The 19,968-nt window shown below is 74.2% G+C and carries 14 protein-coding genes; 5 read left to right on the top strand and 9 right to left on the bottom strand.

Annotation, left to right across the window (positions count from 1 at the left end; all coding sequences use genetic code 11):
• Positions 1 to 28: 28 nt before the first annotated feature.
• Both BLW85_RS31980 and BLW85_RS31975 read right to left on the bottom strand, forming a co-directional pair.
• Positions 29 to 511, bottom strand: coding sequence for an ATP-binding protein (locus BLW85_RS31980; protein ID WP_070029554.1), 483 nt, complete (start codon positions 509 to 511; stop codon positions 29 to 31).
• A 147-nt stretch (positions 512 to 658) separates the two neighbouring features.
• On the bottom strand, positions 659 to 1,240 hold the full coding sequence (locus tag BLW85_RS31975; RefSeq protein WP_070029553.1) for an HdeD family acid-resistance protein: 582 nt from the start codon (positions 1,238 to 1,240) through the stop codon (positions 659 to 661).
• A 120-nt stretch (positions 1,241 to 1,360) separates the two neighbouring features.
• On the opposite strand from BLW85_RS31975, the gene BLW85_RS31970 reads away from it, so the two are divergent.
• The 3 genes from BLW85_RS31970 to BLW85_RS31960 all read left to right on the top strand — a co-directional run bounded on the left by BLW85_RS31970 (position 1,361) and on the right by BLW85_RS31960 (position 5,280).
• Positions 1,361 to 2,110: an enoyl-CoA hydratase/isomerase family protein gene (locus BLW85_RS31970; protein ID WP_074994497.1), complete on the top strand. Its 750-nt coding sequence runs from the start codon at positions 1,361 to 1,363 to the stop codon at positions 2,108 to 2,110.
• Positions 2,111 to 2,401: 291 nt separating this feature from the next.
• Complete coding sequence (locus BLW85_RS31965; protein WP_167381359.1) at positions 2,402 to 2,725, top strand: hypothetical protein; 324 nt, start codon at positions 2,402 to 2,404, stop codon at positions 2,723 to 2,725.
• Between the two features lie 158 nt (positions 2,726 to 2,883).
• Entirely contained in the window at positions 2,884 to 5,280 is a 2,397-nt protein-coding gene (locus BLW85_RS31960) for a Tex family protein (RefSeq protein ID WP_074994492.1), read from the top strand.
• 138 nt (positions 5,281 to 5,418) lie between these two features.
• On the opposite strand, the gene BLW85_RS31955 is transcribed toward BLW85_RS31960, so the two are convergent.
• Positions 5,419 to 7,059 (bottom strand): ABC-F family ATP-binding cassette domain-containing protein, encoded by a 1,641-nt coding sequence (locus BLW85_RS31955; RefSeq protein WP_070029549.1) that lies wholly within the window; start codon positions 7,057 to 7,059, stop codon positions 5,419 to 5,421.
• 359 nt (positions 7,060 to 7,418) lie between these two features.
• Between BLW85_RS31955 and BLW85_RS31945 the strand changes: the two genes are divergently transcribed.
• Positions 7,419 to 8,336 carry an FAD-dependent oxidoreductase gene (locus BLW85_RS31945; protein WP_074996280.1) on the top strand — a complete coding sequence of 306 codons (918 nt, stop codon included), beginning with the start codon at positions 7,419 to 7,421 and terminating at the stop codon, positions 8,334 to 8,336.
• Positions 8,337 to 8,396: 60 nt separating this feature from the next.
• Here the strand turns inward: BLW85_RS31945 and BLW85_RS31940 are convergent, their stop codons facing one another.
• Entirely contained in the window at positions 8,397 to 10,370 is a 1,974-nt protein-coding gene (locus BLW85_RS31940) for a Xaa-Pro dipeptidyl-peptidase (RefSeq protein WP_074994487.1), read from the bottom strand.
• A gap of 185 nt (positions 10,371 to 10,555) precedes the next feature.
• On the opposite strand from BLW85_RS31940, the gene BLW85_RS31935 reads away from it, so the two are divergent.
• Complete coding sequence (locus BLW85_RS31935; protein ID WP_074994485.1) at positions 10,556 to 12,052, top strand: M1 family metallopeptidase; 1,497 nt, start codon at positions 10,556 to 10,558, stop codon at positions 12,050 to 12,052.
• Between the two features lie 79 nt (positions 12,053 to 12,131).
• On the opposite strand, the gene BLW85_RS31930 is transcribed toward BLW85_RS31935, so the two are convergent.
• Genes BLW85_RS31930 through BLW85_RS31910 form a run of 5 tightly spaced genes read right to left on the bottom strand, consistent with a single transcriptional unit; the run spans position 12,132 to position 19,938 of the window.
• Positions 12,132 to 13,676 (bottom strand): MFS transporter, encoded by a 1,545-nt coding sequence (locus BLW85_RS31930; protein WP_074994482.1) that lies wholly within the window; start codon positions 13,674 to 13,676, stop codon positions 12,132 to 12,134.
• 58 nt (positions 13,677 to 13,734) lie between these two features.
• Entirely contained in the window at positions 13,735 to 14,097 is a 363-nt protein-coding gene (nirD, locus tag BLW85_RS31925; protein WP_070029545.1) for a nitrite reductase small subunit NirD, read from the bottom strand.
• Complete coding sequence (gene nirB / locus BLW85_RS31920; protein WP_074994479.1) at positions 14,097 to 16,625, bottom strand: nitrite reductase large subunit NirB; 2,529 nt, start codon at positions 16,623 to 16,625, stop codon at positions 14,097 to 14,099. The genes nirD and nirB overlap by 1 nt, the downstream gene beginning before the upstream one ends.
• Complete coding sequence (locus BLW85_RS38560; protein ID WP_074996279.1) at positions 16,625 to 17,842, bottom strand: NAD(P)/FAD-dependent oxidoreductase; 1,218 nt, start codon at positions 17,840 to 17,842, stop codon at positions 16,625 to 16,627. Before BLW85_RS38560 ends, nirB begins: the two co-directional genes overlap by 1 nt.
• A complete protein-coding gene (locus tag BLW85_RS31910; protein ID WP_074994477.1) occupies positions 17,839 to 19,938 on the bottom strand; it encodes a molybdopterin oxidoreductase family protein in 2,100 nt (699 codons plus the stop codon). Before BLW85_RS31910 ends, BLW85_RS38560 begins: the two co-directional genes overlap by 4 nt.
• Between the last annotated feature and the right edge of the window lie 30 nt (positions 19,939 to 19,968).

Here is a 19,968-nt window from a genome sequence, read left to right as displayed (position 1 = left end):
CTCGCGCCGCACGGTGCGGGCCCGGCCCTCAGCGCACGGGCTTGAGCGGCAGCGCGGCCCAGATCACCTTGCCGCCGCTCGCCGTGTGCTCGACGTCGACCACCCCGCCGGCCTCCCGCGCCACCTCGCGCACCAGGAGCAGCCCCCGGCCGCCGGTCCGCGCGTGGTCGGCCTCCAGGGCCGTCGGACGGTAGGGGTGGTTGTCCTCGACGGACACCCGCACCCACTCGGCGCCGACGGCGACCTCCACGGCCAGCGTCGGCGAGAGCAGCGCTGCGTGCTTCACCGCGTTCGTGACCAGCTCGGAGACGATCAGCAGCAGTCCCTCCGCCAGGTCGTCGCAGACCGGCACGCCCTGGCGCAGCAGCAGGTCCCGTACGGCGTGCCGGGCCTGCGGAACCGAGGCGTCCACCGCGGCCGCGGTGAACCGCCAGACGCCCTCGTAGGGCAGTGGGTGGGGCGCGGCGCCCCCCGTTGGGCCCGGGTCGTACCCGCGCCCGTGGTTGTCCATCGTCCGGTCGCCACCCTCGCGCTCGATTGTCACCACGCGTCGAGTGTTGGTAACGACCGGCCACGCCCTGCGGACCTGACCGCAAGTCACCGGGTATCGAGCGCTTTCTGACCGAGTGCGTATGACAACGTCACGTGTCGGACCGGTTCAGACCCTCCGCTGCTCGCTGACCAGGCCGACGATACGACGGCCGCCGTAACCGGTGGCGATGAGCCCGAGGCCGTCGAAGAGCAGGGACAGGGAGAAGAAGGCGCCGATGACGTACTGGCTGCTGCTGGGCCAGTGGCCGAGGACCAGGACCCCGAGCAGCAGGTCGAAGACGCCGAGCAGCAGGGTCCAGCCGAACTGGGGGCCGCGCACCACCATGCTGCCGACCATCCGGAAGAGGCCGGCGGAGAGGAACAGCAGGGCGGCGAACATGGTGAGCGCGTCGGCGGCCGCGTGGGGCAGCCGGATGACGACGACGCCCGCCGCGATGTTCAGGGCGGCGACGATGACGCCGAGCCAGAAGAAGCTGGTGCCGCGGGCCTGGACCGCGTGCAGCAGGCCGACGATCCCGCCGATCAGCAGCAGCCAGCCGAACAGCAGCATCGAGGTGAGCGTGGCGACGCCGGTGTAGACGAGCCCGACGAGCCCGCCGAGGACGAGGACCACGCCGAGCACCGCGAGCAGCCCGAACCCCTGGCGCATCGCCGCCGCCCTGTCCTTGGGCTCGCGCGCCCTGGCCATCGCCGCCTCCTCGCCGGGCCCCGCCACGGGGACGCTCTCCGCTTTCGCCGGCACCCTCCCCCTGTGTCCCCCTCCGAGGCGGTGTCGTAACCGGGTGAACGGGCGGATAGCATCCGGCGCATGGAGCCCCAGCTGTGCCACCAGGTCACCGACTCCGTCGCCACGGTCGTGATCAGCAACCCGGCCAAGCGCAACGCCATGACGGCCAGCATGTGGCGGTCCCTGCCGCCGCTGCTGGAGGGGTTCGCCCGCGATCCCGGCGTCCGGGCCCTGGTGCTGACCGGCGAGGGCCGGACCTTCTGCGCGGGCGCGGACATCTCCACCCTGAAGGGGTCGTCCGATCCGGCGCAGGGGCTCGCGGCGGCGGCGGAGGAGGCGCTGGCAGCGTTCCCGAAGCCGACGGTCGCCGCGGTGCGCGGGCACTGCGTGGGCGGCGGCGTGCAGCTCGCCGCGGCCTGTGACCTCCGACTGGCCGAGGACGGTGCCCTGTTCGGAGTGACCCCGGCGCGGCTCGGCATCGTCTACGCCTCGTCCGCGACCCGCCGGCTGGTGTCGCTGGTCGGCCCGGCAACCGCCAAGTACCTGCTGTTCACCGCCGAGTTGATCGACAGTGGACGCGCGCTGCGCACCGGCCTGGTGGACGAGGTGCTGCCCGAGGGCGAACTCGACAAGCGGGTGGCCGAGCTGACCCGCACCCTCGTCTCGCGGTCCCAGCTCACCCAGGCCGCCGCGAAGGAGTTCGCCGCCGGCCGCACCGACCGGGACGCCCACTGGGCCGAGCAGGCGCGCCGCAGCGGCGACACCGCGGAGGGCGTGGCCGCCTTCCTGGAGCGCCGCACGCCCGTCTTCACCTGGACCCCGCCCGTGTGACGCGCCCGCCGACGCCCTGGCGGCGCGTGGGGGAGGGCACGGGCGCGCCCGTGCGGCGCAGCGGCCGTTACTCACTTTCGGGTGAGGGCGCGCGGGCGAAACCGTCCGATTCCGCAGCAAGACGGGTTTTCACGGCATAAATGGTTGCTACAGGCGACTGTCACAGATGTCTCTCGTATCCGTCATGGCGTCCGCGCGTCCCGCGTCGGCGCCGGGGCGTGGGGCGCAGGGTGTGGGCGTGCGGCCGACCGGCCGCCACGCGCACCACACACCCTTGTGAAGGGGGACCTCGTGTCCGTTCTTGTTTCCGTCCGCAGACTGACCGCCGCCGGTGTACTGGCCGCCGCCCTGATGGGCGCGGCGGCACTGCCGGCCGCCGCCGCGGACCGGCCGTCGGCCCGTCCGCTCCAGGCGGTCTCCGCCGGCGACGGGCGGCACGGCTTCCCGGGGCCGGACGCCCGGTGGGGCCACCGTCATGACGACGACCGCTGGGGCCACCGCCGGTACGACGACCGTTGGGACCACCGCCGGTACGACGACCGGCGCCACGGCCACCACGACGGCTGGGACGGCCGTCGTGACGACCGCGACCACCGCCGGGGCCACTGGCACTGAGCCACGGCTCGCCGTCGGCACCGGGGCCGGGCAGGAAGCTTCCTGCCCGGCCCCGCCATGTGCCACGGCGGCCCGCCACGCGCCGCCCTGATCCCCGGTCGCCGGTGTCACCTGCCACAATTGCCGCGCAACCTCAGTGGAGAAGGCGGTACGGGATCGTGACGACACCCGGGTCCATCGAAGCAGGATCCATCGAAGGCAGGATCGCCGAGGAACTCGGCGTACGGGAGCGGCAGGTGAAGGCCGCGGTGGAACTGCTCGACGGCGGTTCGACCGTGCCCTTCATCGCCCGCTACCGCAAGGAAGCGACCGAGATGCTCGACGACGCGCAGCTGCGCACGATCGAGGAGCGGCTGCGCTATCTGCGGGAGCTGGAGGACCGGCGGGCCGCGATCCTGGAGTCGGTGCGCGAGCAGGGCAAGCTCACCGAGGAGCTGGAGGCCCGCATCCGCGGCGCCGAGACCAAGGCGCGCCTTGAGGACGTCTACCTCCCGTACAAGCCCAAGCGGCGCACCAAGGCGCAGATCGCGCGCGAGGCGGGCCTGGAGCCGCTGGCCGACGGCCTGCTGAGCGACCCGTCGGTGGAACCGACGGCAGCCGCCGCCGCGTTCGTGGACGCGGACAAGGGCGTCGCCGATCCGCAGGCGGCCCTGGAGGGCGCGCGGGCGATCCTCACCGAGCGGTTCTCGGAGGACGCCGACCTGATCGGCGAGCTGCGCGAGCGCATGTGGGTGCGCGGGCGCCTCGCCGCGAAGGTGCGCGAGGGCAAGGAGGAGGCGGGCGCCAAGTTCGCCGACTACTTCGACTTCGCCGAGCCGTTCACCGAGCTGCCCTCGCACCGTGTGCTGGCGATGCTGCGCGGTGAGAAGGAGGAGGTGCTGGACCTCGTCCTGGAGCCGGAGGAGCCCACCGACGGCCCGTCGTCGTACGAGGGGATCGTGGCGCACCGGTTCGGGATCGCCGACCGGGGCCGCCCGGCCGACAAGTGGCTCAAGGACACCGTCCGCTGGGCCTGGCGCACCCGCATCCTGGTGCACCTCGGCATCGACCTGCGGCTGCGGCTGCGCACGGCCGCCGAGGACGAGGCGGTGAACGTGTTCGCGGCCAATCTGCGCGACCTGCTGCTCGCGGCCCCGGCCGGCACCCGCGCCACCCTGGGCCTGGACCCCGGTTTCCGCACGGGTGTGAAGGTCGCCGTGGTCGACGCGACCGGCAAGGTCGTCGCCACGGACGTGATCCACCCGCACGTGCCGGCCAACCGGTGGGACGAGGCGCTCGCCAAGCTGGCGCGGCTCGCCGAGCGGCACGCGGTCGAGCTGGTCGCGATCGGCAACGGCACGGCGTCCCGCGAGACCGACCGGCTCGCCGCCGAACTCATCGCCAAGCACCCGGAGTTGAAGCTCACCAAGGTGATGGTGTCGGAGGCCGGGGCGTCGGTGTACTCGGCGTCGGCGTACGCCTCCCAGGAACTGCCGGACATGGACGTGTCGCTGCGCGGCGCGGTCTCCATCGCCCGGCGCCTCCAGGACCCGCTGGCCGAACTGGTGAAGATCGACCCGAAGTCCATCGGCGTCGGCCAGTACCAGCACGACCTGTCCGAGGTGAAGCTGTCCCGCTCGCTGGACGCGGTGGTCGAGGACTGTGTGAACGGCGTCGGCGTGGACGTCAACACCGCCTCCGTGCCGCTGCTGTCGCGGGTGTCGGGCATCTCGGCCGCCCTCGCGGAGAACATCGTGGCGCACCGCGACGCCAACGGTCCCTTCACCTCCCGCGGGGAGCTGAAGAAGGTGGCGCGGCTCGGTCCGAAGGCGTACGAGCAGTGCGCGGGCTTCCTGCGCATCCGCGGCGGCGTCGACCCGCTGGACGCCTCCAGCGTGCACCCGGAGGCGTACCCGGTGGTGCGGCGCATGGTGAAGACCACGGGCCAGGAGGTGGCCTCCCTCATCGGCAACACGGGCGTGCTGCGCTCGCTGCGGCCGGCCGACTTCGTGGACGACACCTTCGGTCTGCCGACCGTCACCGACATCCTCAAGGAACTGGAGAAGCCGGGCCGCGACCCGCGGCCGGCCTTCAAGACGGCCACCTTCAAGGAGGGCGTGGAGAAGATCTCCGACCTGTCCGCCGGGATGGTGCTGGAGGGCGTGGTGACGAACGTGGCGGCCTTCGGCGCGTTCGTGGACGTCGGCGTCCACCAGGACGGCCTGGTGCACGTGTCGGCGATGTCCAAGACCTTCGTCAAGGACCCTCGGGACGTGGTGAAGCCGGGTGACATCGTCAAGGTGAAGGTCCTCGACGTGGACATCCCGCGCAAGCGGATCGGGCTCAGCCTGCGCCTGGACGACGAGGCGGCGCCGCAGCAGGGCCGCGGCGGCGGCGACCGGCGGCAGCGCGGCGGCGCCCGGCCGCCCCAGCAGCGGCAGGGCGGCCAGGCCGACCAGGGCCGGCGGCAGGGCCGCGGCGGAGACCGCGGCGGCCGTCCCGCGCAGGCCCCCGCCAACAGCGCCATGGCCGACGCGCTGCGCCGCGCGGGCCTGCTGGACCCGAAGCAGCGCTGACCCGCCCCGCGCGCGAGGGGCCGGAACCCGTACGGGTTCCGGCCCCTCTTCGTGTCTTCGGCCCCCGCGGCAAACGGCCGCAGCGGACCTCTGCGCCGGCCACCTGATCCGGCGCGCCGGCACTCCCCTGGTCCGGCGTCAGCGCTCGGTCACCTTGCCCGCCGCGACCTCCCAGCGCCGGGTCACCCGGACCGCGTCCAGCATGCGGCGGTCGTGGGTGACCAGGAGGAGGGTGCCCGAGTAGGAGTCGAGGGCGGACTCCAGCTGTTCGATGGCGGGCAGGTCGAGGTGGTTGGTGGGCTCGTCCAGCACGAGGAGGTTGACGCCCCGGCCCTGGAGCAGGGCGAGGGCGGCGCGGGTGCGCTCGCCCGGGGAGAGGGTCGCGGCCGGGCGCAGCACGTGCTCCGACCTGAGGCCGAACTTGGCGAGCAGGGTGCGCACCTCCACCGGCTCGGTGTCCGGGACGGCCGCGCAGAACGCGTCGAGCAGGGCCTCGGGTCCGTGGAAGAGGCCCCGGGCCTGGTCGACCTCGCCGACGAGCACGCCCGAGCCGAGGGCCGCGTGCCCGCGGTCCAGCGGGACCCGCCCGAGCAGGGCGCCCAGCAGGGTCGACTTGCCGGCGCCGTTGGCCCCGGTGACCGCGATCCGGTCGGCCCAGTCGATCTGCAGGGAGACCGGCCCGAAGGTGAAGTCGCCGCGCCGGACCTCGGCGTCCCGCAGCGTCGCCACCACGGCGCCCGAGCGCGGGGCGGCGGCGATCTCCATGCGCAGCTCCCACTCCTTGCGCGGCTCCTCCACCGCCTCCAGGCGCTCGATCATCCGCTGGGTCTGCCGGGCCTTGGCGGCCTGCTTCTCGCTGGCCTCGCTGCGGAACTTGCGGCCGATCTTGTCGTTGTCGTTGCCGGCCTTGCGGCGGGCGTTCTTGACGCCCTTGTCCATCCAGGTCCGCTGCATCTGCGCCCGGTCCTGGAGGGCGGCCCTCTTGTCGGCGTACTCCTCGTACTCCTCGCGGGCGTGCCGCCGGCCCACCTCGCGCTCCTCCAGGTAGGCCTCGTAGCCGCCGCCGTAGAGGTTGATCTGCCGCTGGGCCAGGTCGAGTTCGAGGACCTTGGTGACCGTGCGGGTGAGGAACTCGCGGTCATGGCTGACCACGACGGTGCCCGCGCGCAGCCCGGCGACGAACCGCTCCAGACGCTCGAGACCGTCGAGGTCGAGGTCGTTGGTCGGCTCGTCCAGCAGGAAGACGTCGTAGCGGGAGAGCAGGAGGGAGGCGAGGCCGGCGCGGGCCGCCTGGCCGCCGGAGAGCGACGTCATCGGCTGGTCGAGGTCGACGGCGAGGCCGAGGGAGTCGGCGACCTCCTCCGCCCGTTCCTCCAGGTCGGCGCCGCCGAGCCCGAGCCAGCGCTCCAGGCTCGCCGCGTAGGCGTCGTCCGCGCCGGGCGCGCCGTCCACCAGTGCCTGGGTGGCCTCGTCCATCACCCGCTGGGCCTCGGCGACGCCGGTGCGGCGGGCCAGGAACTCCCGCACGGTCTCCCCCGGCCTGCGCTCGGGCTCCTGCGGCAGGTGGCCGACGGTCGCGGCGGGCGGGGACAGCCGCAGTTCGCCCTGCTCGGGCGGGACGAGTCCGGCGAGCATCCGCAGCAGCGTGGACTTGCCCGCGCCGTTGGCACCGACCAGCCCGATCACGTCCCCGGGCGCCACGACGAGGTCGAGCCCCGAGAAGAGGGAGCGGTCGCCGTGCCCGGCGGCGAGATTCTTGGCGACGAGGGTGGCAGTCATCAGGAGGCAGATCCTAGGCCCTGTCGTCAAACTCCCGCCTGCCTCGCGACGCCATGCACGCACTCTCGCCGCACCGGGCCCAGACCCAAGTACGCCCAGTACGAGGGTTAGGCCCCGGCACGCCGAGAGCACGCACCTGACGCCGCGCGGCCCGCCCTCCGGGCGGACGGCGGGAGTGTGACGACAGGACCTTGTGCGCCGGGCGCCCGCCGCTCAGCCCGGTTCCCCGCGCGTCCGCCGGTGCCGGGTGGCTGTGAGCATCCCCACGTCAGCGGATGTGCGCCGGGCTCTGCCGGGAACGTGCGGGCGGGGCCTATGGTCCAGGCGTGGACAGTGTGGACAGCAGGTCGGGTGACGAGGTGATCGTGGTCGGCGGCGGGGTCGTCGGACTGACCACGGCCGTGGTGCTGGCGGAGGCCGGGCGGCGGGTACGGGTGTGGGCGCGCGAGGCGGCCGAGGAGACCACGTCGGCGGTCGCCGGCGGGCTGTGGTGGCCGTACCGCATCGAACCGGAGCGGCTGGTCGGCGCCTGGGCGCTGGAGACCCTCACGGTGTACGAGGAGCTGGCGGCGCGCCCCGCGGAGACGGGCGTACGGCTGGTCGACGGCGTGCACCAGGGCGCGCGCCTGGACGAACTGGGCGACTGGGCGGGCCGGGTGCCGGGCCTGCGGGCGGTGCCGGACGGACTGGCCGCGCGGCTGCCGGTGATCGACATGCCGACGCACCTGGCGTGGCTGCGGGACCGGCTCCTGCGGGCGGGCGGCACGGTGGAGGCCCGTGCGGCCACCCGGCTCGCCGAGGTGCCCGCCGACGTGGTGGTCAACTGCTCGGGCCTCGGGGCACGCACGCTGGTGCCCGATCCCGGCGTGCGGCCGGTGCGGGGACAGCTGGTGCTGGTGGAGAACCCCGGGATCACCACGTACTACACCTCGGTCGACCATTCCTCGCCGGTCGCCGCGTACTTCATCCCGCAGCCCCACGGGCTGATCCTCGGCGGTACGGCGCAGGAGGACGACTGGTCCACGGAGCCCGACCCGGCCACGGCGGCGGAGATCATCGCCCGGTGCGCGCGGGTGCGGCCGGAGATCGCGGGGGCGCGGGTGCTGGCCCACCGGGTGGGGCTGCGGCCGTACCGGGACGCGGTACGGCTGGAGCGGGAGGAGTTGCCCGGCGGGCGGACGGTGGTGCACTCGTACGGCCACGGCGGCGCGGGGGTGACGGTGGCCTGGGGCTGTGCCCGGGAGGCCGCCGGTCTGGTGCCGGCCGCGGCGGCCTGAACCGAGCGGGCGCGGGGCCGCATGGTCGATACGATCCCACACCCGTGGGGAGCGGTGCGGTCAGTCGCCCGGGACGCGGTCGGCCGGGCCCGGTGCGCGCAGCCCCTTCAGCGGTGCCGGTGCGGGGGTCGCCGTCGCGCCGGACGTGGCCCGGGCGAAGGCCTGTGCCCCGCCCACCAGCGGCAGCCGGGCGGCGGTGCCGGACAGCCGGACCGTGATCGTCGGCCTGGTGGCCGGTGGGTCGATGAGGTCGCGGTCCGTGCCCGCGACGATCAGCGCGAGCCGGTGGCCCTTGGGGATCACGTGGTCGGTGGCGGCCAGGGAGAGGGTCATGGTGTACGGCTTGCCCGGGGTGAGCGGGACGCCCTCGGCGAGCGAGGCGTAATGGCCGAGGTCCGCCCAGCCGCGGCTGAACACCGTGTAGTCGACGTCGGCCGTCTTCGCCGCGGTCTCCAGGTAGCAGGCGCTGTCCCCGGCCGTGCTCTCCCCCCAGCAGGTGCGGTTCTTCAGCGTGGTGATGCCCTCGTCGGCGTCGGAGTAGTCGCGGATGGTGTCCGGGCCGACGTCCACCAGGACCGCGGACAGGTGGGCCGAGGCGGTGGACGCCGTGGCGGTGACCGTGACCTGGGAGGAGCCGGACAGACGCAGGTCGCGGGTGAGCGGCGCCGTGACGAAGCCGGCCTTCTGCGGGGTGGTTTCGCCGATGTGCGCGGCCCAGTCGGTCTCGCTGAGCCGCGGGTCGTCGGTGAAGGTCTCGGTGCCGGTGGCCGGGCGCGTGCCGAGGGTGCCGACGCCGGGGAGGGTGCCGGGGGCCGGACGCAGGGTGGTGGCACGGGTGCCGGCGGGCGGCCAGGTGGCGGAGGTGACCCACTGGTCGGGGTGGCGTTCGATGTCGGCCATCGGCTCGCGGTCGATGCCGTTGCGATAGCCGAGGAGTTCGTGGTCGAACCAGCGGTGCAGGGTGTCCACCCAGGCGCCGCGCCGGTAGTCGAACGGGTCGACGTGGCCGGTCTGGGAGAGCCACAGCTTGCGCTCGACGCCCTGGGCCGCCAGCGCGTCCCACCACTGCCCGAAGTGCTTGGTGCGCACGTTGAGGTCCTGCATGCCCTGGACCACGAACACGCTGGCGCGCACCTTGGCCGCGTCCTTGACGTAGTCCCGCTCGGTCCACAGCGGGGTCCAGTCGCCGCTGCGCGGGCTGCCGTCGGCGAGCCTCTTGTGTTCGGCCGCGCAGCGCGCCCGCGCGGCGTCGCTCTCGACGTAGCCGGCGAGGTCGTCGGGGCCGCCGTCGTAGAGCGGGGCGCCCTGGGCGAAGTAGTAGTCGTACCAGGAGGAGATGGCGCTGATCGGCACGATGGTCCGCAGCCCCTGGACGCCGGTGGCGGCGACGCCGTTGGCGACGGTGCCGTCCCAGCTCTTGCCGATCATGCCGGTCCTGCCGTTCGACCAGGTCGCCCTGACGGTCCGGGTGCCGGTGCGGCTGGTGTACGCCGTGGCGCGGCCGCCCAGCCAGTCGATCACGGCCTTCGCGGACCGGATGTCCGACCGGCCGCCGACGTCGACGCAGCCGTCGGAGCGGTTGGTGCCGGCGAGGTCGACGCCGATCACGGCGTAGCCGCGGGGCACGAAGTAGTTGTCGTAGAAGAGCGGCATCCCGACGATGTCGCCGTCGGCGTCGTACGTCTTGACCTGGCTCTCGTTGCCGCGCCCGCAGCAGGAGTAGTACGGGCTGGCGTCCATGATGACGGGCACCTTGCGGCCCGCGCGGGCGGGTTCGGCGGGGCGGACGATGTCGACGGCGACCCGGTCGGTGCGGCCGTCGCCGTCCCCGTCGAGGCCCGTGTCCACCCACACGGACTCGCGGACGGCGTGGGCGTAGGAGTAGACGGGCTCGCTCTCGCGGGGCGGCGCGGCCTGGGCGGCGGCCGGGGTGAGGAACGCGGCCAGGAGGGCGGCGACGGCCGCCGCGACGCACGCTCGCCAGAGCGTGAGCCGTGGGCGGGGGCGCCCGCGGGCAGGTGTGCTGTTCGGCATGCGCGGACGGTACTCCCGCCAACTCCCGTGCAGAAGGGGGATTTGCGGTATCCGGGGGACGCGTTGCGGCCGAATGGCGATCGTGTGACAGCGGGGACCATGGACAGGCCGGGGCGCGCCGGGCCTGAATAGGCTCCGGACAGTGTTCGCGAACGGACTTGCAGTCCCGACGACTTGGAGCTGACGTGCACCGCAGAATCATCGCGCCGGGCGCACTGGCGGCGGCCTCCCTCCTGCTGGCGATCCCGGCATCGGCCGCGAGCTACTCCCCCGGCGCACCGGGCATCGGCGACCCCTACTACCCGTACTACGGCAACGGCGGCTACGACGTCTCGCACTACGACCTGAGGCTGCGCTACCAGCCGAAGACGGACGAGTTGCAGGGCACCGCGACGATCCTGGCGCGGACCACCCAGGATCTGTCCAGCTTCGACCTGGACTTCCTGCTGGACGTGAGCGAGGTGCGGGTCAACGGCGCCAAGGCGGCGTTCCGCCACGCCGAGCAGCACGAACTGGTGATCACGCCGCGGACCCCGCTGGCGAAGGGCACGCCGGTCACGGTCGTGGTCCGCTACAGCGGGGTGCCGTCGACGAAGAGCGCCTACGGCTTCGACACCTGGCACCGCACGCCGGACGGAGCGGTCGCGGCGGACGAGCCCGAGGCCGCCTGGTGGTGGTTCCCGAGCAACGACCACCCGAGCGACAAGGCGACCTACGACGTCTCGGTGGCCGTGCCGGACGGCACCCAGGCCATCTCCAACGGCACGCTGCAGTCGACCCGTTCCGAGCGGGGCTGGACCCGCTACAGCTGGCGGCAGAACAAGCCGCAGGCGACGTATCTGGCCACCCTGGCGATCGGCAGGTTCGACATCACCACCGGCACCTCCGAGCGGGGGGTGCCGGTCCTCAACGCGTACAGCAGGGATCTCGGCGACAACGACGGGGCCGCGCGGGCGAGCGTGGAGCGCACCGGGGAGATCGTCGACTGGCTGAGCGACTACTTCGGGCCGTATCCGTTCGCCTCGGCGGGCGGCTACGTCCCGAACACCACCACCGGGTACGCGCTGGAGACCCAGACGCGGGTCTTCTACAGCCCCAAGCAGTTCGCGAAGGGCACCAACACCTCGGTGGTCGTGCACGAGCTGGCCCACCAGTGGTACGGCGACGACGTGTCGCTCAAGGGCTGGAAGGACATCTGGCTCAACGAGGGCTTCGCGACGTACGCGCAGTGGCTGTGGTCGGAGCACGAGGGCGAGGGCACGGCGAAGGAGCTCGCCGACTACCTGTACGCCTCGCACCCGGCCGACGACCCCTTCTGGACGGTGGCGCCGGGTGATCCGGGCGCGGACGACCAGTTCGACGACGCGGTCTACGACCGGGGCGCGGCGGCCATCCAGGCGCTGCGCGACGAGGTCGGCGACACCGCCTTCTTCCGCATCCTCAAGGGCTGGCCGCAGAGCCACGCCTACGGCAACGCCTCGGTGGCCGACTTCGAGAGGTACGCCGAACGGGTCTCGGGCAAGCCGCTGGCGGGCCTCTTCGACACATGGCTGTACCAGCGGTCGAAGCCGGCGGCGGGCGCGGCCCGCTCCTTCGCGGCGGCGGGCACGGCGGGCGAGGCGGTGCCGCGGCCGAAGTCGTGGCAGAAGATCGAGGCGGCGCACGGGGGGCACGGCCGCTGATCCCCGCGGTCTCGTCCCGGTCCCGCGGGCGGGCGGCGGGCCGGGACGGCCGTGCCGCCCGCCGCCCGCCCGCGGGAGGTCACGGCCGCGCCGCGCGGGTTTCGGCGCGCAGGCCCGCGGGCGACTCGCGCGGGGCCGGCGACGCGGCGGTGCCCGTGGTGCCCCGCGGCTCCGGCAGCCACGCGGTCAGCAGGGCCATCGCCGCCGTGCACACCGCGACGGCGAGGAACAGGAGGCGCACGTCGCCCCCGGTGAAGACGAGCACCGAGGTCAGCACGATGCCGCCGACGTTGCCGTACGCGCCCACCAGTCCGGCGATCTGGCCGCCGGAACGGCGGTTGACCAGCGGGACCATCGCGTAGACGGCGCCGTTGCCGCCCTGGATGAAGACCGACGCCAGCGCGACCAGCGCGACGCCCGTCCACAGCCCCCAGCCGCCGGTCATCCGGGAGAGTACGGCGAAGACGGCGACGGCGCCGGTGAGCAGGATCCGCAGGGCCGTCCGCCGCTGCGCGAGCGCGTCCGACAGCAGCCCGCCCGCGGGGCGTGTGACCAGGTTGGTGCAGGCGAAGGCGCTGCCCGCGGCGGCCGCGGCCGCGACGCCGAGGCCGAAGGTGTCGGCGAAGTAGGCGGGGAGCAGGGAGACCATCGCCAGCTCGGTGCCGAAGGTCACGAAGTACGCCAGCGCCAGCAGCGCGACCAGCCGGAAGGGGTAGCGCTCGGCGGGCGGATGGGCGTCGGCGAGCGCCGGTCGGTTCACCGACAGGGTGCGCGCCGCCTGTGCCGCGTAACCGGCCACCAGTACGGCGACGACGGCGACGAACCCGGACCGGGGAAGCACTCCGGCGTCGTACACGCGGTAGGCGACGAGCCCGAGCACGGCGAGCGGCGGCAGTTGCACCACCAGCAGCCCGAACACCGCCCGGCGGCTGGTCACCTCCAGGGCGCCCTGGCGGCGCGGCCGGTGGTACGCGGAGCCCTCGGGGGTGTCGCGTACGGCGAAGAGGTAGACGACGCCGTAGAGCGCGCTGAGCACGCCGACGGTCGCGATGCCCCAGCGCCAGCCGCCGGTGTGTCCGGCGAGGAGGACGGAGAGGCCGGGCAGGACGAGGGAGGCCGCGGCCGAGCCGAAGTTGCCCCAGCCGCCGTAGAAGCCCTCGGCGGTGCCGATCTCCTCGGCGGAGAACCACTCGGCGACCATACGGATGCCGACCACGAACCCGGCGCCGACGACGCCGAGCAGCAGTCGGCTGAGGACCAGGACGGGGAAGCTCGACGCGGTCGCGAAGACCGTGTTGGGGACGGCGGCGAAGATGAGGACGGCCGCGAACACCCGGCGGGGGCCGAAGCGGTCCAGGAGCATGCCCACGCCGATCCGGGCAGGCACGGTCAGCGCCAGGTTGCACAGCGAGAGCGTGAGCAACTGACCTTTGTCCAGGTGGAGTTCGTCGCCGATCTGGCGGGCGAAGGGCGCCATGTCGAACCAGACGAGGAAGGTGAGGAAGAACGCCAGCGTGGTCAGGTGCAGGATCCGGTGACGGCCGCCGAGGGACGCCAGCGCGCCGAGCCGGCGGAACGCCGCGGCGAACGAGGGCGGCGCGGTAGGTGGAGGGGACAAGGGCATGGTGGACTCCCGCGGGAACGGTCGGAACGGTGGAGTGCGGACGCCGGGCGGTGCGGGGTCAGCGGGCGGCGGGCGGGGCGACCCGCACCGGCCAGACCAGCAGCCGCGCGGGGGTGCCGTCGGGCGCGGTCTCCTCGTCCAGGCACGACCCGGTGCGCAGGTCGAAGGCCTGCTTGTACATGGGTGAGAAGACCACCGGCACCTCGCCGCGGCTGCCGGTGATGCCGCGGGACAGGACGTAGGCGTCGCTGAAGGGGTCGTAGTTCTGGACGGCGTAGAGCCCGCCCGCCCGGTCCCGGAAGAGCGCGATCTGCTCACCGTCCAGGAGGACGGCCACACCGCGGCCGGGGAGCAGGTCGCCGTACCGGCAGACGGTGTGCCACGCGCCCTGGTGGGCGAGCTGGATCTCGGCGGTGTGCATCAGACGCGCACCTCCAGGCGCGGCCCGGCGACGGTGACCGGACGGATCTGGCCGCGCTCGGGAGTGAAACGCACGGCGGGGTCGGGGACGCCGGGGGCGTTGACGAAGGAGACGAAGCGGCGCAGCCGGTCGGGGTCGGCGAGGGTGGCGGCCCATTCGTCCTCGTACGCCGCCGTGTGGCGCCGCATCAGGTCGTCAAGGTCGTCGCAGATGCCGAGGGAGTCGTTCATGAGGACGTCCCGCAGGTGGTCCAGGCCGCCGTCGAGCCGCGCCACCCAGGGGGCGGTGCGCTCCAGCCGGTCGGCGGTGCGGATGTAGAACATCAGGAAGCGGTCGATGGTGCGGATCAGCGTGGGGCGGTCCAGGCCGGTGGCGAGCAGGTCGGCGTGGCGCGGGGTCATGCCGCCGTTGCCGCCGACGTAGAGGTTCCAGCCCTCAGCGGTGGCGATCACCCCGAAGTCCTTGCTCTGCGCCTCGGCGCACTCGCGGGCGCAGCCGGAGACGGCCGCCTTGATCTTGTGCGGGGAGCGCAGGCCGCGGTAGCGCAGCTCCAGTTCGATGGCGAGGCCGACGGAGTCCTGCACGCCGTAGCGGCACCAGGTCTCCCCCACGCAGGACTTCACGGTGCGCAGCGCCTTGCCGTAGGCGTGGCCCGACTCGAAGCCCGCGTCGACCAGGCGGCGCCAGATGCGCGGCAGGTCGTCGACGCGGGCGCCGAACATGTCGATGCGCTGACCGCCGGTGATCTTGGTGTAGAGGCCGAAGTCGCGGGCGATCTCGCCGATGGTGATCAGCCCTTCGGGGGTGATCTCGCCGCCCGGGACGCGGGGCACCACCGAATACGAGCCGCCGCGCTGGAGGTTGGCGAGGAAGTGGTCGTTGGTGTCCTGGAGCGCGGCCTGTTCGCCGTCGAGGACGTGGCCGCCGGCCAGGCCGGCGAGGATCGAGGCGACCACCGGCTTGCAGATCTGGCAGCCCTCGCCGGTGCCGTGCTCGTCGATCAGCCGGGAGAACCCGGTGATCCCCTTGACCCGGATGATCTCGTACAGCTCGGCGCGGGTGTGGGTGAAGTGCTCGCACAGGCCGCGCGAGGTGGCGACGCCGCGCGCGGCCAGTTCGTCGCCGACGATGGTGCCGAGCAGCTTCTCGCAACTGCCGCAGCCGGTACCGGCCTTGGTGCACTTCTTCACCTCGGGCACCGAGGCGTGGCCGTCGGCGACGGCCCGGCGGATCGCGGCCTTGCTGACGTTGTGGCAGGAGCAGACGATCGCCTCGTCGGGCAGCGGGGCCGGGCCCGCGCCGGCCTGCGCGGGCAGCAGCAGCCGCTCGGGCGGCACGGTGAGCGGGGGGCCCGCCAGCAGCGGGCGCAGGGTGGCGTAGTCGTCGGTGTCGCCGACCAGGACGCCGCCGAGGAGCCGGCCGTCGGCGCCGACGACCAGCTTCTTGTAGACGCCGGCGCGGCTGTTGGCGTACACCACGTCGAGGGCGCCTTCGGTGGTGCCGTGCGCGTCGCCGAAGCTGGCGACGTCCACGCCGAGCAGCTTCAGCTTGGTCGAGGTGTCACCACCGCCGAACTCGCCCTCTCCTTCGGTGATCCGGCGGGCGGCGGCCTCGGCCATGGCGTAGCCGGGGGCGACCAGCCCGTAGACCCGGCCGTCGGCGGCCTGGGCGCATTCCCCGATGGCCCAGATGTGCGGGTCCTCGGTGCGGCAGGCGGTGTCCACGACGATGCCGCCGCGGGCGCCGACCGGCAGGCCGCACGCCCGCGCGAGCTGGTCGCGGGGGCGCACTCCGGCGGAGAAGACGACCAGGTCGACGTCGAGTTCGGTGCCGTCGGACAGCACCATCGAGCGCACCCGGCCGTCGGGGCCCGCGGTGATCGCCTCGGTGCCGGCGCCGGTGTGGACGGTGACGCCCAGCTCCTCGATCTTGCGGCGCAGCAGCAGTCCGCCGGCCTCGTCGACCTGGAGCGCCATCAGCCGCGGGGCGAACTCCACGACGTGGGTGTCGAGCCCCGCCGCGCGCAGCGCCCCGGCCGCCTCCAGGCCGAGCAGCCCGCCGCCGACCACCGCGCCGGTCCGGGCCCGCGCCGCCTCCGCCTTGATCGCGGCGAGGTCGTCGAGGGTGCGGTAGACGTGGCAGCCGCCCGCGTCGTGGCCGGGCACCGGCGGTACGAAGGGGTAGGAGCCGGTGGCGAGCACCAGGGCGTCGTAGCGGATGGTGCGTCCGGCCGCCGTGGTGAGCGTGCGGCGCTCCCGGTCGACGGCGGTGGCCGGTTCGCCGAGGCGCAGGTCGATGCCGTGCTCGGTGAGGAACTCCGGCTTGCACATGGACAGTTCGTCCTCCGTCGTGCCGGAGAACCAGGAGGTGAGGCGGACCCGGTCGTAGGCGGGGCGGGTCTCCTCGGCGAGGACGGTCACCCGCCAGCCGGGACGGGGCTGTTCGAAGAACGCCTCCAGGAAGCGCTGGCCGACCATGCCGTGGCCGACGAGGACCAGGTCGCGCAGGGGTGCGGTCGGGGAGTGCATCACGCGGCTCCTTCTTTGGTGAGCAGGTGGAGCGGGTCGTCGGGGAGCGCTTCGTCGCACTCGTAGGCACGGGTGAGGTCGCCGACCGTCGCGAGGTCGCCGAGGAGGATGCCGCCGACGAGCCGGTCGCCGCGCAGCACGAGCTTCTTGTACGAGCCGTACGGACCCCGGGTGGCGTCGGCGATGCGCAGCACGTCGGTGCCGGCCGCGTCGCCGGTCTCGCCGAACGCCGCGTACTCCAGCGGGCCCGCGGTCAGCCGGACCAGCGGCCGGGAGCCGCCGTAGCCGGTGTCCGGACCGGCACCGCTGAGCCGCGCGGCGAGGACGTCGGCCTGGTCCCAGGCGGGGCCGGCGAGGCCGTGCGTGATCCCGGCGTGCTCGGCGCAGTCGCCGATCGCGAAGACGTGCGGGGCGGACGCGGCGAGCCGGTCGTCCACCACGACGCCGCTCCGGACCGTGATCCCGGCGGCGTGCGCGAGCCCGGTGCGGGGGCGCACCCCGCAGGCGAGGACCACCAGGTCGGCGTCGAGCAGGTAACCGGTGGCGAGGCGGACGCCGGTGACCCGGGTGTCGCCGTCGAGGGCGCGGGCCCGGTTGCCGGTGTAGGTGTGCACGCCCAGCTCTTCGAGGGCCCGGCGCAGCGCGTCGCCCGCTCCCTCGTCGAGGTGGCGCTCGATCAGGTGGGGGGCCTGGTGGACGATCTCGGTGGGCAGGCCGAGCGCGGCGAGCGCCCGTGCGGCGCTCACCCCGAGGACCCCGCCGCCGATCACCACCGCGCGGCGGGCGCGCGCCGCGTCCTCGGCGAGCCGCGCGCAGTCGGCGAGGCTCCGGAAGGCGTGGACCCCGGCCTTCAGCCCGCCGTCGGCGGTGCGCAGGCCCCGGATCGGCGGCAGCACCGGGTTGGCGCCGGTCGCGAACACCAGCTCGTCCCAGCCGGCCTCCGCGCCGCCCGCCAGCGTCAGCGTCCGCGACCGCACGTCCACCGCGACGACCTCGCGTCCGGTGCGCACGGTGATCTGGGGCGCGCCGCACGGCAGCCCGACGGCGGCGGCGTCGAGGCGGCCGGTGAGCACATCGGCGAGGAGGGTGCGGTTGTACGGGCGGTGCGGTTCGGCGCCGTACAGCGTCACGCCGTCGCCGCGGCCCCGCTCGACGAGCTGCTGTGCCAGCCGGGCCGCCGCCATCCCGGCGCCCACGACGGCGATCCGCCCGCTCACCGGGCGGCCTCGGCGCGCTCCACCCGCACCGCGCACACCTTGAACTCCGGCATCCGCGACACCGGGTCGAGGGCGGGGTGCGTGAGGGAGTTGGCGCGGCCGGGCCCCGGCCAGTGGAAGGGCACGAAGACCGTGTCGGGGCGGATGTCCGGGGTGACGCGCGCCGGTGCGGTGGCCCGGCCGCGGCGGGTGGTCAGGACGAGCGGGTCGCCGTCGGTGACGCCGAGCCGCTCGGCGAGGCGGGGGTGCAGCTCCACGAACGGCCCGGGAGCGGCCCGCTCCAGCTCCGGCACCCGCCGGGTCTGCGCGCCGCTCTGGTACTGGGCGAGCACCCGGCCGGTGGTCAGCCGGAGCGGATAGTCCGCGTCCGGCTCCTCCGCGGCCGGCCGGTGCGAGACGGCCGCGAACCGGGCCCGTCCGTCGGGGGTGGCGAAGCGGTCGAGGAACGGCCGGGGCGTGCCGGGGTGGTCCTCGGCCGGGCACGGCCAGAAGACGCCCTCCTCCTCGCGGACCCGTTCGTAGGTGATGCCCGCGTAGTCGGCGGGGCCGCCCGCCGAGGCGGCGCGCAGTTCGTCGAAGACCTCCCGCGGGTCCTCGGGGAAGCCGCGCCGCACCCCGAGCCGGGCGGCCAGCTCGCGCAGCACGTGCAGATCGGTGCGGACGCCCTCGGGCGGGGCCAGCGCCGCCTCGCGCAGCAGCACCCGGCCCTCCAGGTTGGTCACCGTGCCGGTCTCCTCCGCCCACTGGGCGACCGGCAGGACGACGTCGGCCAGTTCGGCGGTCTCCGAGAGCACCACGTCGCTCACCGCGAGGAAGTCCAGCTGCCGCAGCCGGGTGGTGATGTGCGCCGCGTTGGGCGCCGAGACCACCGGGTTGGAGCCCATCAGCAGCAGGGCGCGCACCCCGCCGGACTGCCCGAGGCCGTCGAGCAGCTCGTAGGCCGAGCGGCCGGGGCCGGGCAGGGTGTCCGGGTCGACGCCCCACACGGCGGCGACGTGGGCGCGGGCGGCGGGGTCGGTGAGGGACCGGTAGCCGGGCAGCTGGTCGGACTTCTGGCCGTGCTCCCGGCCGCCCTGGCCGTTGCCCTGGCCGGTGAGGCAGCCGAACCCGGAGCCGGGGCGGCCCGCCTTCCCGGTGGCGAGGCACAGATTGATCCAGGCGGCCACGGTGTCGGTGCCCTTGCTGTGCTGCTCGGCCCCGCGCGCGGTGAGCACGATCCCGGTGGCCGCCCGCGCGAACTGGCCGGCCACCTCGCGCAGCACCGGCACCGGGACGCCGGTCAGCCGCTCGACCCGCTCCGGCCAGTGCGCCATGGCGGCCGCCCTCGCCTCCTCGAACCCGGTGGTGCGGGCGGCGATGAACGCCTCGTCGCACAGTCCGTCGGCGATCACCAGGTGCAGCACGCCGAGCGCGAGCGCCAGATCGGTGCCGGGCACCGGCTGCACATGCAGGTCGGCGAGTTCGGCGGTGCGGGTGCGGCGCGGGTCGACGACGATCAGCCGGCCGCCGTTCTCGCGCAGCTCGCGCAGCAGGCGGACGGCCGGCGGCATCGTCTCGGCCGGGTTGCCGCCGACCAGCAGCACGCATTCGGCGCCGGCGACGTCGGCGAGCGGGAAGGGCAGGCCGCGGTCGAGGCCGAAGGCGTGTCTGAGCGCGGCGGCCGCCGAGGACATGCAGAACCGGCCGTTGTAGTCGATGTTCGCGGTGCGCAGCACCACGCGGGCGAACTTGCCCAGCAGATACGCCTTCTCGTTGGTGAGCCCGCCCCCGCCGAACACTCCTGCCGCGTCCCGCCCGTAGCGCCGCCCGGCGTCCGCGAGCCCCGCGGCCACCCGGTCGAGCGCCTCCGCCCAGGACGCCTCGCGCAGCACGCCGCCCTCGCGCACCAGTGGTGCCGTCAGCCGTGCTCCGGGGGCGAGCAGCCGGGCCGCGGTGCGCCCTTTGCCGCACAGCGCGCCCCGGTTGACCGGGAAGTCCGGCCGCTCCAGCACCTCCACCGGAGTGCCGTCCGGCCCGTCGGTGCGCGCCAGCCGCATGCCGCACTGCAACGCGCAGTACGGGCAGTGGGTGTCCACGGCTGTGGTGGTCGTCGTCATGCCGTGAGCGTCGCCGGGGCGCGTTTCGCG

Origin of the sequence: Streptomyces misionensis, assembly GCF_900104815.1 — a bacterium.
Lineage (GTDB): Bacteria > Actinomycetota > Actinomycetes > Streptomycetales > Streptomycetaceae > Streptomyces > Streptomyces misionensis.
The sequence above is the reverse complement of the archived record's forward strand: the minus strand, read 5'-3'. Positions and strand labels throughout refer to the sequence as shown.